This is a genomic window from Halobacillus sp. Nhm2S1, assembly GCF_019599545.1.
GTDB lineage: Bacteria > Bacillota > Bacilli > Bacillales > Halobacillaceae > Halobacillus.
Window position 1 is genome coordinate 370,911 of the sequence record NZ_JAIEZV010000001.1, and the last position, 16,210, is coordinate 387,120.

The following is a 16,210-nucleotide window of genomic DNA, read 5'->3' on the forward strand; positions in this document are numbered from 1 at the left end:
CTTACATTTTTCTTTCTAATTGATAAACATAAGCCAATACTTCCGCAACAGCTTTATAAAACTGCTCATCAATTGGCTGGTCGATTTCGGAATGCTGGTACAAAGCTCTTGCCAGCGACCTGTTTTCCACGGTCACTACGTTATTGGATTTCGCCACTTCCTTGATTTTCAAAGCGATAAAGTCCACGCCCATCGCCACCACATAAGGAGCATCTGATTTCGCTTCATCATATTTGATGGCAATCGCATAGTGTGTCGGATTGGTTATGACGACGTCGGCATCAGGGACCTCACTCATCATCCTCGCCGCAGACATTTGACGCTGCTTCTCCTTAATTTTAGCTTTGATTTGAGGATCACCTTCGATGTTTTTATGTTCATCTTTGATGTCTTTTTTGGACATGCGGATATTTTTTTCATGGTCGTATTTTTGATAGGTATAATCAAGGACCGATAAGATCAGCAATGCTAAAGCAGATGCAAGCCCCATAACGGTTGTAATCGTTCCGAAAAAAGTCAGCGCATCTCCCACCGATTTTTGCGACATCATCATCATTTGGTCTTTATTAACCCAAATGATAGCGAAAGTGATGACCCCGACCATACTGATTTTTAAGAGCGATTTCAGGAGCTCGACCAATGCCCTTGCTGAGAAAATTCTCTTTGCCCCTTTGATGGGATCCAATTTTTTCAAATCCATTTTCAGAGGTTCACCTGTAAACATAATTCCCACCTGAAGTAGATTGGAAGCAACCCCGGCAACAATCGCCACCCCCATAATCGGTGCGATGATCTTTGATATTTCCATTGTCATCTCTACAAACATGGCATGGGTCTGTTCTTGAGAAAGATCTTTATGTATGTATTCATTAAAGGCCATTTTGTACATGCCTTTGAGTGTTCCTTCCATATAGCCACCGAGAAGGAAAAGTGTTCCGAATATAAGGAGAAGCAAAAAGCCTGTATTCACATCCTGACTCTTCGGAACCTGTCCTTTTTTTCTCGTATCTTCACGTTTCTTAGGTGTTGCTTTTTCAGTTTTCTCATCCGCAGCAAAATACTGAAGATCAACCTTTAACCAAACCATCATTCTCAGCCTCCCAATACTTGCATAAGGTCTCGCATTGTCGTCAGCATCGTTTCAAATAAATTCCTTATGAGCATTACGTAAAAAGTCATCGCAATGACAAGCACAGAAAGGGCAACAAAGATTTTCAAAGGTAAACCAACAACAAAGACATTCAATTGAGGAACAGTTCTCGCTATAATGCCGAGAGCGATATCCACTAAAAACAGACACCCTACGATGGGAATGGCCATGAGAAAGGCGATGACGAACATTTGGTTGAAAGATTGGATGACAAACATAATCCAATCTTCTTCTCTTAATGGTAAAAATTGGTCCAACGCAATCAGTTCATAGCTGTAAAACACGCCGTCAATCATTAAATGGTGCCCATCAACAGCTAATATAAATAAAAGCGTGATGATATATAAATACTGCCCGATCAATGGACTTTGAGCACCGGTCTGCGGATCAATCACATTAGCAATGGCAAAACCCATCTGAAAATCGATGAAACCACCAGCAATTTGTATTGCAGAAAGAATGATGTAAGCTAAAAGACCGACACCGATTCCCACGGCCATTTCTTTGAACAGCAAAAGAAAATACTCTCCGTCTATGATTAGTTCAGGGGCAGGAACCGTGAAATACATAATCGCAGCTAAGAAAAAGCTGAACGCCACTTTATGTCTCGTCGGAACTGTCCGATATGAAAAGAGAGGCAGCGTTACGAAGAAAGATGTAACCCTGACTAATATAAGCAAAAACGCTGGCACGTTGGCCCCATTTATTGTATCCAGCATATTATCCCACCAGGATGTTCAAGTTGTTAAAAATATTGGCGGTGAATTCGACCATATTGGTAAGCATCCACGGTCCAAAGACTATAAGACCGATCATAACCGCTACGATTTTTGGTATAAATGCAAGCGTCTGTTCCTGAATCTGCGTAGTTGCCTGGAAAATACTAACGAGCAATCCGATCGCAAGTGCCAAAATCAATAAGGGGCCAGATATGAGGAGGACGGTATATATGCCTTCTTTTGCAAATGAGATCACCATATTACTGTTCATTCTTTAAACCTCCGATCATTAAAAGCCTTCCAATAATGATTTTGATATTAAGTACCAACCATCCACCAAAACAAAGAGTAGAATCTTAAATGGCAAGGAAATCATGACTGGTGGAAGCATCATCATTCCCATAGACATAAGTACACTCGCAACAGCCATGTCGATGACGAGAAACGGAACAAAAATCATGAATCCCATTTGAAATGCCGTTTTCAATTCACTGATGGCAAAGGCGGGGACCAGAGTCGTGAGCGGGACATCTTGAATGCTCTCCGGTGCTTCCAAACCTGAATAGTTCATAAATAAAGCCAGATCCTTTTGTCTAGTATGTTTCCCCATGAATTCTTTCATAGGTTCACTCGCTTCCTCATAGGCTTCATCCAACGTGATCTCTTCATTAAAGAGCGGTGTCAGGGCTTGTTCATTCACTTCCTGAAAAGTAGGAGCCATGATAAAGAATGTGAGGAATAAGGCGATACCAACGAGGACTTGATTGGGGGGCATGGATTGAGTAGCCAAAGAAGTCCTGACAAAAGACAAAACGATCAAAATTCTCGTAAAGCTTGTCATTAATATTAAGATTCCCGGGGCCAAGGACAACACCGTCAGTAATAAAAGCAGCTTGACCGATGTAGCCACACTTTCCGGGTCGGAACTTGAGAAGATATCAATGAATTCATTCATGCTCAGAATCCCTCCTCTTCTCATCCATCACTTTCTTCCTTTTATTTTTCATATCACTCAATTGATTCTCAAACAGCTGCTGAAACTGAATGGAAGAGGGGGTTCCCGCTTCCTGCCGGTCTTCTTTCCATTTGTCTGTCCATTTTTTTAAATTCCATTGAGGGGATGACCCTCCGTTCAATTCTTGATTTATCAACGTCTGCTTTGTCTCTTCTTCAGTAATTTCTGTAATGATTTGTACCGTTTCCCCTACACCTAGAATAAAGACCTGCCCTCCAATACGGACAGCCTGGATGGAGCGGTTTGGGCCCAGGTTCATTCCACCGAGATTCTCCATGGTTCGGTTTTGGTTAAACACCTTGTTTTTCTGATTAAAGAACTTAAGCAAGCCATATAGAAGAGCCACCACGAAAATCAACGCAAATATGAGTTTGACCACATTCCAGACAAGGCCACCCCCGTCATTCATTTCTACAGTGGAATCTGATGTTTGCTGATTTTCTTTCTGCCCACCTTCTGATGAAGGACAACCCTCGAGTTGAGGGTTCTCCAAACATTCAAAGGCCGTGGGCTGCGCAAAACCTTGGAAAGGGAACACACCCATCATGATGATGAATAAAATAACTGCAACTGTCACTCTTGTTGTAAAAAACATGTGCATACCTACTTAACTCAACGCTTTTTGGATAGCCTCGATCACTCGATCAGCCTGGAATGGTTTAACGATAAAGTCTTTCGCTCCGGCTTGGATGGCATCCACTACCATGGCCTGCTGTCCCATAGCTGAGCACATGATGACTTTGGCATCAGGATACTGGCCTTTGATTTCTTTCAATGCCGTAATGCCATCCATTTCCGGCATCGTAATATCCATGGTGACCAAATCGGGCTGCTCTTCTGCATAAAGCTCAACGGCTTTCTTCCCATCCTCCGCTTCTCCTGCAATTTCATAGCCATTTTTTGTTAAAATATCTTTCACCATCATTCTCATAAATGCTGCATCATCTACAATTAAAATTCTTTCTGCCATGTTAAATCCTCCCTAGTCATTCATTGATTATCGTAATTTTGTCAAACGTTCTTTTGGACTTAAAATATCCGTCACCCGGACGCCGAAGTTCTCATCAATGACGACAACTTCTCCTTTAGCCATGAGCTTCTCATTGACATGGATGTCTACAGGCTCTCCGGCTAATTTATCAAGCTCCAAAACAGAGCCTGATGATAATTCAAGTATTTCTCTAACAGAACGCTTTGTTCGTCCTAGTTCTACCGTTACTTTCAACGGAATGTCCATCAACATATCCAAGTTCTTTTGTTCTGTGCCATTCAACTGAACTGGACTGAAACTTTGAAACTCTGCTGTTTGCACATTTGCGTCTTCAGCTGTTTGTCCGGCTGGACCTCCAACATATTGAGGAGCCTCTTTAGTAGTGGAAGATTCATAGAATGTGTTGTCAGGCAGGCTGGAACGCTGTGCCTCTTGATTCTGTGATGGTGACTGATCCTGCACTGGTTGTGGTTCGTTTTCTGCCGCTGGTTCTTCTTTGGTTTTGTAGCTCTCCCCAACCACAGAATCTTCCTGCTGTGGATTCATTAATTCCTCCACCAGCTCTTTTGCAAAACTGACTGGGATGAGCTGCATAATATTTGAGTCTATTAAATTCCCTACCTGAAGCTGGAAGGACACTTTCACGAGGACTTCCTCATTAGGTATCTTTTGCGTTCCTTCATCTTCCTCCAAATCCAGCACATCGATGGCCGGCGGTGATATGTCTACTTTCTTGTTGAATATTGTTGACATACTCGTGGCCGATGACCCCATCATCTGATTCATCGCTTCCTGTACGGCGCTCAATGCAATTTCATTCAAGTGTTCATCCGGGTCGGTCCCGTCACCACCCAACATTAAATCGGCAATGATTGCAGCATCTTTCGTGCGAATGACAAGTACATTTTCACCAGAAAAACCATGGGTATAGGTTACGCCCACCGCTACATGCGGTTTTGGAAATTCATCAGGCAGATCTTTTCTTTCCAAGACGCTTATCTTTGGTGTTGTAATATCAACCTTCTGGTTCAATAGCGAAGACAGAGCAGTGGCTGAACTTCCAAATGAAATGTTGCCGATTTCACCTAAAGCGTCTTCTTCCAAGGACGAAATCATTTGGTCTCCTGCAATATTCGAGGGCCCCTCTTCGTTGTCTGTGCCACCCCCGCCGTTCAAAAGCGCATCGATTTCATCTTGGGATAACATATCATCACTCATTTTCTCCGGCACCCCCTTGGTATTCCTCTAATACTTGCACAGCTAGCTTGTTTTTTGATTTCCCTGGCTGTATGTAAAATTTAACTTCATCATCCACTTTCAACTGAAGTGGTTGCTCGATCGGCTGGTCGAGTCGGATGACATCTTCTTTACCTAACTCTAAAAATTGCTCGATGCTCATGTCAGCCTCTCCCAACACCGCCCGCACATCCAACTTCGCTTCCTTGATCGTATGGCTGATAGCTTGTACTTCTTCTGGATCCCGTTCTTTCGGCTTTTCTTTTTGCATCCAGTAGTGAACAGATAACCTCGGGATAATTGGTTCTAAAACGACATGGGGGATGCAAATATTGATCATTCCACTCGTCTCACCAATCGTCGTGTTCAATGAGACGACGACCACAGTTTCATTTGGTGAGACCATCTGTAAAAATTGCGGATTCACTTCAAACTCTTCCAGTAAAGGATCAATGTCGACAATGGACCCCCATGCTTCTTGATAGTTTTCTAAAGACCTTTCAAAAAGATGGGACATAATCGTCGTTTCAATTTCCGTCAGGTTCTCCACCTTGTTGACGCTGCTTCCTCTGCCTCCGAGGACACGATCCATCATGGCATACGATACGTTCGGGTTTGCTTCTAACAAGATCCGTCCTTCAAGGGGAGGTACGCTGAAAATATTCAGGATCGTCATCGTAGGAATCGACCGGATAAATTCCTCATAAGGCAACTGATCCACCGATGCCACTTCAATATTCACATAAGTTCTCAGCTGCGCTGAAAAATAAGTCGTCAGCAATCTGGAAAAATTTTCATGAATTCTTGTTAAACTTCTAATCTGATCTTTAGAAAAGCGAAGCGCCCTCTTAAAATCATAAACTCTAACCTTCTTTTCCTTTTTTTCATTCTTAAGCTCTTCTGCATTCATCTCCCCGGTAGACAGGGCCGAAAGCAATGAATCGATCTCATTCTGCGAGAGAACCTCTTCTGCCAAAACCTCACCCCCCTTTCTTCTTCTATGTTATTGAAGGACTTTGTTTACCGTGTAAACCTCTGTGACTTCTCCTTCACTCATAAACTCATTCAGTTTCAACTTGACCTTTGCTTCCAGGTCAGATAGTCCGGATTGAAACGTCTCTGAATCCATACTTGATAATTCTTTAAGCAAAACATTTTGCAATTGGAAGTCTCTCTTTTTCAACTCTTCCATAGATTCTTTGCTGTCCGTTACCACACGGAAACTGATGCGGACATAATCTCCGTTTTGCAAATCGGTCGTAATTTCATCGGTTAGAAATGACGCTTCACGAATATCATCAATCGATCTTTCTTCACTCGCTTCGCTTTCTCCATTAAAATTGAGCACAAGCACAAGCGCTACGACACCGATGACGGTCAAAGTACTTAGCGTAATCACCATCACTTTAAATCCATTCATTTGTCTTCACCCGCCTTGTCTGAGACCCTGACGATCCCAATCTCTTTATAAAAACTAGTAACCTTTTCTAAGACCTGTTGCTCACTCTCTTTCACGAGGAACGTCCGGCCAGTGGTTGTGATCACTGTGGTATCAGGGTTCGATTGGATTTGCTCTATGTAGATTGCGTTGAAAGTAAAAGGCTGCCCGTTTAATTTAGTTAGAGTAATCATCTTATATAGAGAGGGACGATTTTCATGCCCCTCTAACCCCTTTTATCGTTTCAAGTTGACGAGCTCTTGCAAGATTTCATCTGATGTCGTGATGATTTTAGTATTGGCCTGGAAACCACGTTGAGAGGTAATCATTTCTGTAAACGACTCTGCAAGGTCGACATTGGACATTTCAAGTGCACCCGATACCATTTCACCAGCACCGCCTTGTCCTGGTATGGCAAGGTTATTTAAACCTGTTAAAGCCTCCCCGGCATTTGCCGTGTAAACGAAAGAGTTTCCTCCTGCCTGCTCCAGTCCACTAGGGTTTGAGAAGTTCGCAAGACGGATTTGTCCGGCAATTATGGTGTTACCATTCTGATCCACATAATTAACCATGCCATTATTCTGTATACTGAAGCTTTGCGCATTTTCAGGTATTTTAATAACGCCAGCAGCCCCTCCTTCACCGCCAGGTATCGGTTGATTAAGAACAACCTCTCCGTCAACGGTATCAGCTTCATAAGGTTGACCAACTAAGTACTTCCCTTCACTGTTAACAATGGCACCTTCAGAATCAAGATAAAAATTACCGGCTCTGGAAAAGCTCGTTTGAGTAGCTTCCAGGTTAATCACTTGCGCGTCGGTATCAATAGGTTCTTCTCCTGCCTCAGCTAAGACAAACATTCCATCACCTTCAAGCGCTAGATCTAAAGGGCGGTTCGTTGTTTGACGGCTTCCTTGTGTATGGATTTTGTCAATGGTACCGACTTTAGTACCTAAACCAACTTGTAAAGGGTTCAAACCACCTTGAATATTACCCCCATCCCCTTGAATAGGCCCTTGAGCGGAAGACACCGTCTGACTCATCATTTCCTGAAAAGTGACCCTGCCTTTCTTGTAACCATACGTGTTGACGTTTGCGATGTTGTTGCCAATTGTATCAAGCTTTGTCTGAAAACCTTTCATACCAGAAATCCCTGAATACATTGAACGTAGCATATTGACGACATTCCTTTCCTTCGGTAGATTCATCTGCATCAATCAGTCAGCAGATGGTCAAGGCTTCCCGTTCTGGGTCCAGCCTATTCGTTTATAAACATGGTTCCATTTATGTTCGTGAAAATTTGTGACTGTGTCTCGTTACGATCCATGGCTGTCACGATTGTTCGATTTTTTGAGCTGACCACAAGTGCCGCATCATTGAGCACGACCAAAGATTGGTCCACCCCTTTTTTGCTCGCTTCGGTCATTCTCTCCCCGATTTGTGACCAGGTTTGTTCACTAATTTCAATCTTTCGGTCTCTCATTCGCTCCATCGCATGTTTACTCACTTTAATCTCTTTTGCTTCTTGAAGAACCTGTTGAAAGGAGGTGTTGGGCTTCTGGTTCAGCGGCCTTCTATCCGGGACAGGTAGCGGCCGGTGTAAAGATTGAATACGCGGATCCATATTAACCCTCTTCGACTGCGCTATTAGATTTGTCGTTTACATCACTCACTTTAGTAATCTCTTCAACTGAAATTTTCTTCCCCGATTGCAATTCCAGGTAAGTTTCTCCCCCATTCTGGTTAACTGATCGAACAACATCTGTTTCCGTTCGATCTAACAATCCTGTTTCCTGATCATAGACCGGGTAAGTGACCTCTTTTCCAATCATTCCACTGTACTGAATAAGCGGAGGCATACTCTGACTATCCATAAATCTTTGAAAGGATTGGGACATGTTGGTCATTTGTTCCAGGCTTGAAAACTGGGTCATCTGGGAAATAAACTCCTTATCCTTCATGGGATCCAAGGGATTTTGATTTTGGATTTGAGTCATAAGGATTTTCAAGAAGTCATCCTTGTCGAGCGTACTGCTTCCAGTACTTCGAACCTGCTGGCTTTTCAAATAGAGAGAAGGATCAATACTTGTCATACCATCACCTATACTTTCTCGTTCATTAATATTTCGTGGAAAGAGAGTTCTTCGTCCTGTCGATCTTCCACATGCTCCTGGTCAAAGTCATGCGTGTGTCTTTGCTGCTGATCCTGGTCTTGTTTGCTGCTATCCAACTGATCATGAAGCTGTTGCTGTAAAGCAGAAGCTTCCACTTTTTCTATGACCACTTGCTGCGGGGAGAACATATGTCGCAGTTGTGTTTTGTTCCCTTCGAGCATCTCTTTGGCGGCTTGACTCGTAACCAGTATTTTCACAGCCATTTCGCCATTGATTTGAGCAAATTTCACAGTTAGATCCCCAAGATTTCCCGGCTTCAATTTAATCAGCATCTCCATGTCGCCTTTTGGATTTGTGAACATGCGGCTGGATTGTATGATTCTTTCCAGCTCATGGATCACCTGCTTAGTAGAAGAAGAGCCCTCTTGATTCTGGTTCATATGGATCACGTGCTGTTCCACTTTTGTCATGGGCAACACAGGCACATTGGATATTGGCTGATGTTTGGATGCTTGAGATTTAGACTCGTGTTGAACTTCCTCTCCCAAAGCCTGCTTTACCCATTGAACAATCTCCTTCCCTGTCACCGGTGTTTGTTGATGGTAGGTTTTTGGGACGTCCATTCGATTTTGGTACATATGGATCAGCTTTTTAAACACTTGTCGTTCTTGAATAGAAGCTTCTTTCGTGACCTGATCCAATACACTCTGTCCTATTCCTTTATCTTTGTTCGGCAAAGACTCAACGAGTTGCATGAACTTCTGCATCAATTCTTTCATTTCTTTACCATCTTTTTGGGAAACGTGTGGCGAAGATTCATTTCCAGTAAAGGTCCGTATGATCCCCCTCATCTCCTGCCATGTCTTATGTAAGTGTTCTTCTGTATGAACAGGATTTGTAGGGGACGGGATTTCTTTCCTTAGAGATGTTGGTAATGGTGAGATGAGGCTAAGGCTTGAATTCCCGTTGTTCTCGGCAACTGCCTTCATCAGTGAAATCAGCTCCTTAAACGCCAGAGCCAGTTCTTGTTTTTCTACAGTTAGTTCGGAAAAAGTTCCTTCAGGTGTAACCCTTTGTTTCAACTCTTCGATTGAGAAGACCATCTCCGGGATAAGTCCTTCAGAAGCATCCGCCTTAGCTTTTAAAATGTTTTCCTCCCAATCCAACCCGACGACATCATGAGCCTCTCCTTGTTCGACTAGGTTTGAAATCATTGCCTCGATTTTTTCAATGAGCTTTAGGAATTTTCCTTTCATTTCTTCTGTGTTTTGTTTATTTGCATTCGTCACTGTGGAGATCCCCTGGAATTCTCCAAGAAGAGATCCAAAAAGAGTGTCTTCCCCCTTGAACTCTTCTTTTTGCTTTACATTAGAATTCGTTAACATTTTTTGAGAATTTCCCAAGTTCGTTATTAAAGCCGTATTCATTTTTACACCCCCTTTCAATTAAGCATCATTCTTCGATAAGCAGACCGGCGATGTTTGCAGCAGTTTCTGGATCCATCTGACCGAGGATTTCTCCTCTTTCCTCACTAGCTACATCATTTAAAACCTGCACCGCTAAATTTTGTTTCATACTTTGAAGAATAGGAGCCGCTTTTTCTGGGTCCATTTCCTGAAAAGATTGAGCCATTTCTATCACTTTTGAATTTTCGTTGTTCTCATCTTCTGATCTAGCCGCTTCCAAATCAGCTTCCAACTGCACCACTTGTTGTTCTAGTTCGTTGATCTGATTTTGCTTGCTGTCAGATTCTGATTGGAGTTCTTCCATTTCAGCTTCTTTGTTGGCAATTACCGCCTGTAATTGGTCCACCTCGCCGGTTTCTGAATTACCATCATCAGATGTAGCAGCTTTGGATAGGCCTGGAATACGGCTTGTATATTTTTCAGCTTCTTCAAAAACATTGACCCCACTCAAGGTGAGAATAATCAATGTAAGTGTAATAAGAAAAACCAGGGGAAAGAAAATGGCAGCAATCACTTTAGAGAAAGATTTCTTATTTTTTTGCGCAGGGTCACTCTTTGCCATTACATCACCTATTCTGAAAATTTAAGTATTGCTGCATGGATAGTTCATCCATTTGTTTGTTCTCTTCACTTTTCATTAGATCCCACTGCTCATCCCGCTTATGCTCTACAATTTTTTCAAACTTTTTCACCTCTATGTGAGCTGCAGAAAGTTTGACTTGTTTTTGCTGCATATTCGTTCTTGCTTTCTGGACCGCGGGCTGAAGTTGATCGATCATATGCTGTAGACCTTGTATGTACCGTTGATGTCGCACGATATCTTCTGCTCTTACTGTATGGTTCTTCAAGTCTTCCTCAAAGCTTTTTTCCGCTAGTTCCTTCTTCTTTAGACATTCATAAAGTTTTTCTGCCTGGTTCTCAAAATTGTCGACAGCATCCTGATAGATTTTCTGAGTCTTTTGCTTCTCTCGATCTCTCAGGTCCCTGATTCTTTGGAACGTTTGGACATCAGCCATATCTTACGGGCCCTCCTATACGAACAGTTTTCTCAGGTCTTCGACTGACCTTTCAAAACTTGCCGGTTCATGTATTCCTTGTCTTAAGAATCGAGTGATGGCAGGGTGATAGGTAATCGCTTGATCGATTTCCTTGCTCGACCCCTTTTTATAGGCTCCAATTTGTATCAGCTCACTATTTTCTTCATAAGTAGCCAACAGGCCCCGTAGCTTATCAGCGGATTCTTTATGTTCAGGGGAAGCAATTTGCTTCATGACGCGGCTTATGGATTTTAGTATATTGATAGCTGGAAAATGGCTTTGTTCAGCTAGTTTACGATCAAGAACAAAGTGACCGTCGAGAATCCCTCTTACGGTGTCAGATATGGGTTCATTCAAATCATCGCCATCAACTAAAACCGTATAAAAAGCTGTAATTGTACCATTCACGCTTGACCCAGTTCTTTCTAATAATTTCGGTAGTAGAGCAAAAACGGATGGAGTGTAACCTTTAGTCGTAGGAGGTTCGCCAGTAGCAAGACCGATTTCACGCTGAGCCATAGCGAAACGGGTGACAGAGTCCATCAACAAATTGACGTTATACCCTTGGTCGCGAAAATATTCACTGATGGCTGTTGCTGTATAAGCCCCTTTCACTCGCATAAGTGCAGGCTGATCAGAAGTAGCCACGATGAGAATGGAGTTTTTCAACCCTTCTTCTCCCAGGTCATTCTCAATGAACTCTCTCACTTCCCGCCCTCGTTCGCCAATCAAAGCAATCACATTCAAATCAGCCGAACTGTTTCTGGCAATCATCCCCATCAAGGTACTTTTACCAACCCCGCTCCCTGCGAAAATACCGACTCTCTGCCCTTTTCCGACAGTCAATAAAGTATCCACAGCTCTCACGCCGACTTGAATCGGTTCATGGATGGGTGGGCGCATGAGAGGGTTGGGAGGGTTTTGATCCGTCGGATACCCTTTTAACCCTAGTGGCATTGCTGCTCCATCCAACGGTTGGCCTGCAGCATCCAAAATCTTCCCGATCAGCCCTACTCCCACTTTAATTCGCATCGGTTCACCGGTGGCTTCAACAATGCTGCCAGGACGAACTTCTTTCACTTCACGAAAAGGCATTAAGAGGATGTTTTCATTATTGAATCCGACCACCTCGGCTGGGATCTTTCCTGTTTGATGGGATGTATGGATATAACACAAATCACCGACAGAAGCTTCAGGTCCCTTGGATTCGATCATGAGTCCGACAACTCTATGAATCTTCCCATACCTTTTCATAGATTCTGCATTAGCGATCGCATCAAAGTAACGCTGGTTATTCATTTCCCATCTCCTCATTCGCCACAGAGAGCAGTTGGTGCCTGAGTTCTGATAGTTGAGTATCTATACTTCCATCAAGCCTTCCAAACTGCGATTCTACAATACAGGCGTTAGGCGTTAACTCTTCTTCTGCGTAAATGCTTAAATAGGAAGATGGAGTAATCAACCGTTCTAGCTCGTCGGACTGTTTGTAGACAAATTCATATTTTTCTGGGTGGACATACAAAGCGACCTCTGGCTGGCCTTTAACCTCTTCGATTACTCTTTTAACTACTGGCGAAAACAAAGTGGGGTCTTCTTCAAGTTTTGCGTTGAGAATTTTCTCGGAGGTTTTCATGGCTACTTCTATGATGGTTCTTTCACTATTTGTCACCATACGATCATGGGCAGCTTTGGCTTGCTGAATAATTTTATTTGCCTGGGATAATCTGTCTTCTAAGGCTTCATGCCCTTCTTTATGACCTTTCCTGAACCCCTGGTCCACCCCTTTTTGATAGGCTTCATTTTCGATCACTTTTCTCTCTTCTTCCCAGGTTTCTTTCATAGATTGTATTTCTTCTTCTGTTGATCGTATCAACTGCTCTCTTTGAATCCTTGCTACTTCTAACTCTTTTTGAGCTTGTGCTAACTCTTGGTTGATTTGATGACTTTTTTGCTCCTGTTCATTTTCCTGAACGTGCGTTTCTCGAATATGAACGGGCCTTAAACCAATGATTCTGCCACTTGATGAAGGGCCGTGCTTAGACAATGATGTCATCTCCTCCACCTCTTGCTATGACGATTTCACCAACATCCTCTAAACGGCGAATGGTCGTAACCACTCTCGTTTGAGCCTCTTCCACATCCCGAAGTCTGACGGGCCCCATAAACTCCATTTCTTCTTTGAAAGTGGCGGCCATTCGTTCAGACATATTACTGAATACGATGTCTTTGACTTCTTCGCTGGACACTTTAAGCGACAAACGCAGATCATCATTTTCAACATCACGGATGATTCTTTGAATCGCACGATTATCAAGAGCAACGATATCTTCAAAGACGAACATGCGTTTCTTAATTTCTTCCGCCAACTCTGGATCCTGTATTTCTAGAGAGTCAAGGATCGTTCTTTCTGTGCTGCGATCAACACCATTCAACACTTCCACAACGGCTTGGATTCCACCGGTTTCTGTATAATCCTGGGTCACCGTCGCCGATAACTTTTTCTCAAGGATTTGTTCCACCTGACTGATAATTTCAGGGGATGTTGACTCCATTGTGGCAATCCTCCGTGCAACGTCCGCCTGAAGTTCTTGTGGAAGTTCTGACAGAATCTGTCCGGACTGCTCCGGGTCTAGGTAGGACAGTACGAGCGCAATCGTTTGGGGGTGCTCGTTTTGGATAAAGTTGAGAATCTGATGCGCATCTGCTTTTCTTGCAAAATCAAATGGCTTCACCTGCAAAGATGAAGTGAGGCGTCCGATGATATTAGAAGCTTCATCAGAACCTAGCGCTTTTTCTAGAATTGTCTTTGCATAGCCGATTCCACCCTGTGATATATAATCCTGGGCTAATGCTATTTGATGGAACTGCTCTAGGATTTCTTCCTTTTCTTTCTTATCTACTTTTTGTACCGAAGAGATCTCCAACGTCAATTGTTCAATCTCTTCCTCATCTAAATGTTTGTACACTTGGGCTGCAACATCTGGCCCAAGGGAGATTAACAGGACAGCCGCTTTCTGTTTGCCTGTCAATTCCGACTTTCTCAAGGCCATATAAAGACCTCCTTAATCTTCCGCAATCCATGATCGCAATAATTTCGCAAAATCTTCTGGTTTTTCTTTGGCCATCTTTTCCAACTGCTTACGTTTATGCGTCCCTTCATCGTCACGCTCTTCAATGGATGGTACCTCCTGAGGCTGGGCTTGTTGAACCTCTTCTTCAAACACCATGTACGCTTCTTCAGCCTCTTCTTTAGTCCTTTTCCTACGTGCAAGGACGATGAGAAGTACGATGATTGTGAAAAGGAGTACACCTCCTATAACATAAGCCCAAAAAGGTACACCCTCGACGCCTGATTCAGGAAACTCAGGGCCTCCGTTAAACTCCTGGAATACGATCGAAACTTTCTCTTGTGTATCCACTTCTCCGTATTCGCCATTAATCGATGTTGTAATCATCGAATCGACAATGGACTGTACGCTTTCTTCAACGGTTTGTTGTTCAGCGGCAGTAAGGTATTCGATTTCCCCCTCAGGACTAACACTTTTGGTATTATCAATGGCTACTTGAATCCCCAGGTCCCTTACCTTGTACGGGCTCTCCTCAATATTTTTCTTGATTCTGTTAAACTCGTTATTAATGGTTTCGCGATTCATTTCGTAATCGCCACCTGAGCCTTCTGCTCCAGCAGGGTATTCAGGTATGTCCCCTTCTTCCGTACCTACAGGGCCCCCCTCAGGCAGACCGCCTTCGTACGTTTCTTCAATTCTTTCTACACTGACAGGCAGCCCTTCCATCGTTTCTGGGTCTACAGGCTCCACCAGTTCTTCTACACGATTTTCTTTAGTGAAATCGATATCTGCCGTTACGGTAGCAATCACTTTCTGCTGACCAATCATCATACCAAGCATGCGTTGCAGTCGTTGTTTAATGTCTCTTTCAATTTCTTTCTTTACATTCTGCTGATAGGTATAAGCATTTTCAGACCCACCCATCTGTGAATCATTTATGTCAAAATAGTTAAAATTTTGATCCATGATGACGATATTATCTTTAGGAAGGTTTGGTACGGATTTTGAAGCTAAATTATAAAGAGCTTCAATTTGTCCATTTTCGATCTGATACCCAGGCTGTACATTGAGTACAATCGAGGCAGAGGCCGGTTGGGCAGATTCAGAAACAAAAACCTGCTCTTCCGGCATATTGATCATAACTTGAGCATCTTGGATGCCTGTGATCCCCTTCATCAAATTTGCAAGTTCGGTTTGCATCGCATCCAGTTTGATGACATCAAACTCATTATCCGTCATTCCCCATGAAGTATTTCCACTGAAGAAACCATAATCGATCGTTCCACTATTGGGCAGGCCGGCGGCTGCAAGGTCCACCAGCAAACCTTCTGCCTGAGTGTCTGGAACCAGGATGGTAGCTCCACCTTGGTCAAGTTCATATGTAATTCCTCTTGTTTCAAGTTCTGTCTTAATTTGACCAATCTCCTGTAAAGTTAGATCTCTGTATAGCGGAACCATTTTGGTCTGAGAGGCTAAAACACTCGTTAGGAGAAGGATACAGATGATGGCAGCCATCCCGCCGATGGTCCACCCTTTTTGTGATTTTTTCCGCTCTTTCCAAAAGGTTGCCAGTCTATCCTGATATTTTTTTATTTTTTCTTTCATAGTTGCCCCCATAAAAAGCACGACCTAAGCGAATGGTTTAGTGCGAATTAAATATAGTAGCGTCACACTTGCATACGCATGACTTCTTTATATGCTTCTACGACTTTGCTCTGCATTTCCACAGCTGTTTTCATAGTGATGCTTGCCTTTTGTGAAGTAATCATCACATCATGCAAATCATTGATGTCTCCTTGAGCGAGAGCTTTTGTCTTACGATCAGACAGGATTTGAGCTTCGTTCACTCCAGCGATTGCATCTTTCAACTGATTGGCAAATGTAGCATGAGCTTCACCAGGAGAAACAACTTTCTTCCATTGTGTTTGAGAAGGTTGGCTTAAGGGGATGGTGTTAACTAGATGGTTTGACATTAT

The 16,210-nt window shown here is 43.1% G+C and carries 21 protein-coding genes; all 21 read right to left on the bottom strand.

Annotation, left to right across the window (positions count from 1 at the left end; all coding sequences use genetic code 11):
• Position 1 precedes the first annotated feature (1 nt).
• The 21 genes from flhB to fliE all read right to left on the bottom strand — a co-directional run bounded on the left by flhB (position 2) and on the right by fliE (position 16,207).
• Complete coding sequence (gene flhB, locus K2225_RS01880) at positions 2–1,087, bottom strand: flagellar biosynthesis protein FlhB (protein ID WP_220583989.1); 1,086 nt, start codon at positions 1,085–1,087, stop codon at positions 2–4.
• Between the two features lie 5 nt (positions 1,088–1,092).
• The gene (fliR, locus tag K2225_RS01885) at positions 1,093–1,869 is read right to left on the bottom strand and encodes a flagellar biosynthetic protein FliR (protein WP_220583237.1); all 777 of its coding nucleotides are present in this window, start codon (positions 1,867–1,869) and stop codon (positions 1,093–1,095) included.
• A 1-nt stretch (position 1,870) separates the two neighbouring features.
• Entirely contained in the window at positions 1,871–2,140 is a 270-nt protein-coding gene (gene fliQ / locus K2225_RS01890; protein ID WP_089652403.1) for a flagellar biosynthesis protein FliQ, read from the bottom strand.
• 18 nt (positions 2,141–2,158) lie between these two features.
• Entirely contained in the window at positions 2,159–2,824 is a 666-nt protein-coding gene (fliP, locus tag K2225_RS01895) for a flagellar type III secretion system pore protein FliP (RefSeq protein ID WP_220583238.1), read from the bottom strand.
• On the bottom strand, positions 2,817–3,479 hold the full coding sequence (locus K2225_RS01900) for a flagellar biosynthetic protein FliO (protein ID WP_220583239.1): 663 nt from the start codon (positions 3,477–3,479) through the stop codon (positions 2,817–2,819). The genes fliP and K2225_RS01900 overlap by 8 nt, the downstream gene beginning before the upstream one ends.
• 12 nt (positions 3,480–3,491) lie before the next feature.
• Positions 3,492–3,854, bottom strand: coding sequence for a response regulator (locus tag K2225_RS01905; protein WP_146816436.1), 363 nt, complete (start codon positions 3,852–3,854; stop codon positions 3,492–3,494).
• Positions 3,855–3,881: 27 nt separating this feature from the next.
• Positions 3,882–5,093 (bottom strand): flagellar motor switch phosphatase FliY, encoded by a 1,212-nt coding sequence (gene fliY / locus K2225_RS01910; RefSeq protein ID WP_220583240.1) that lies wholly within the window; start codon positions 5,091–5,093, stop codon positions 3,882–3,884.
• A complete protein-coding gene (gene fliM / locus K2225_RS01915) occupies positions 5,086–6,087 on the bottom strand; it encodes a flagellar motor switch protein FliM (protein ID WP_220583241.1) in 1,002 nt (333 codons plus the stop codon). The genes fliY and fliM overlap by 8 nt, the downstream gene beginning before the upstream one ends.
• A gap of 27 nt (positions 6,088–6,114) precedes the next feature.
• A complete protein-coding gene (gene fliL / locus K2225_RS01920; protein ID WP_220583242.1) occupies positions 6,115–6,531 on the bottom strand; it encodes a flagellar basal body-associated protein FliL in 417 nt (138 codons plus the stop codon).
• Positions 6,528–6,743, bottom strand: a complete 216-nt coding sequence (locus tag K2225_RS01925) for a flagellar FlbD family protein (RefSeq protein WP_220583243.1) — start codon at positions 6,741–6,743, stop codon at positions 6,528–6,530. Before K2225_RS01925 ends, fliL begins: the two co-directional genes overlap by 4 nt.
• A 42-nt stretch (positions 6,744–6,785) precedes the next feature.
• Entirely contained in the window at positions 6,786–7,724 is a 939-nt protein-coding gene (gene flgG / locus K2225_RS01930; RefSeq protein ID WP_220583244.1) for a flagellar basal body rod protein FlgG, read from the bottom strand.
• Between the two features lie 83 nt (positions 7,725–7,807).
• Positions 7,808–8,173 carry a TIGR02530 family flagellar biosynthesis protein gene (locus K2225_RS01935; protein ID WP_220583245.1) on the bottom strand — a complete coding sequence of 122 codons (366 nt, stop codon included), beginning with the start codon at positions 8,171–8,173 and terminating at the stop codon, positions 7,808–7,810.
• Position 8,174: 1 nt separating this feature from the next.
• A complete protein-coding gene (flgD, locus tag K2225_RS01940; RefSeq protein ID WP_220583246.1) occupies positions 8,175–8,642 on the bottom strand; it encodes a flagellar hook assembly protein FlgD in 468 nt (155 codons plus the stop codon).
• Between the two features lie 8 nt (positions 8,643–8,650).
• On the bottom strand, positions 8,651–10,090 hold the full coding sequence (locus tag K2225_RS01945) for a flagellar hook-length control protein FliK (protein ID WP_220583247.1): 1,440 nt from the start codon (positions 10,088–10,090) through the stop codon (positions 8,651–8,653).
• Between the two features lie 25 nt (positions 10,091–10,115).
• Positions 10,116–10,691 (bottom strand): MotE family protein, encoded by a 576-nt coding sequence (locus tag K2225_RS01950; RefSeq protein WP_220583248.1) that lies wholly within the window; start codon positions 10,689–10,691, stop codon positions 10,116–10,118.
• Positions 10,692–10,695: 4 nt separating this feature from the next.
• Positions 10,696–11,145, bottom strand: coding sequence for a flagellar export protein FliJ (gene fliJ / locus K2225_RS01955; RefSeq protein WP_220583249.1), 450 nt, complete (start codon positions 11,143–11,145; stop codon positions 10,696–10,698).
• 15 nt (positions 11,146–11,160) lie between these two features.
• The gene (gene fliI, locus K2225_RS01960) at positions 11,161–12,465 is read right to left on the bottom strand and encodes a flagellar protein export ATPase FliI (RefSeq protein ID WP_220583250.1); all 1,305 of its coding nucleotides are present in this window, start codon (positions 12,463–12,465) and stop codon (positions 11,161–11,163) included.
• Positions 12,458–13,219 carry a flagellar assembly protein FliH gene (fliH, locus tag K2225_RS01965; RefSeq protein ID WP_220583251.1) on the bottom strand — a complete coding sequence of 254 codons (762 nt, stop codon included), beginning with the start codon at positions 13,217–13,219 and terminating at the stop codon, positions 12,458–12,460. Before fliH ends, fliI begins: the two co-directional genes overlap by 8 nt.
• Positions 13,203–14,216, bottom strand: coding sequence for a flagellar motor switch protein FliG (gene fliG, locus K2225_RS01970; RefSeq protein ID WP_220583252.1), 1,014 nt, complete (start codon positions 14,214–14,216; stop codon positions 13,203–13,205). Before fliG ends, fliH begins: the two co-directional genes overlap by 17 nt.
• A 12-nt stretch (positions 14,217–14,228) precedes the next feature.
• Positions 14,229–15,839 carry a flagellar basal-body MS-ring/collar protein FliF gene (fliF, locus tag K2225_RS01975; protein WP_220583253.1) on the bottom strand — a complete coding sequence of 537 codons (1,611 nt, stop codon included), beginning with the start codon at positions 15,837–15,839 and terminating at the stop codon, positions 14,229–14,231.
• A gap of 62 nt (positions 15,840–15,901) precedes the next feature.
• A complete protein-coding gene (gene fliE, locus K2225_RS01980; RefSeq protein ID WP_220583254.1) occupies positions 15,902–16,207 on the bottom strand; it encodes a flagellar hook-basal body complex protein FliE in 306 nt (101 codons plus the stop codon).
• Between the last annotated feature and the right edge of the window lie 3 nt (positions 16,208–16,210).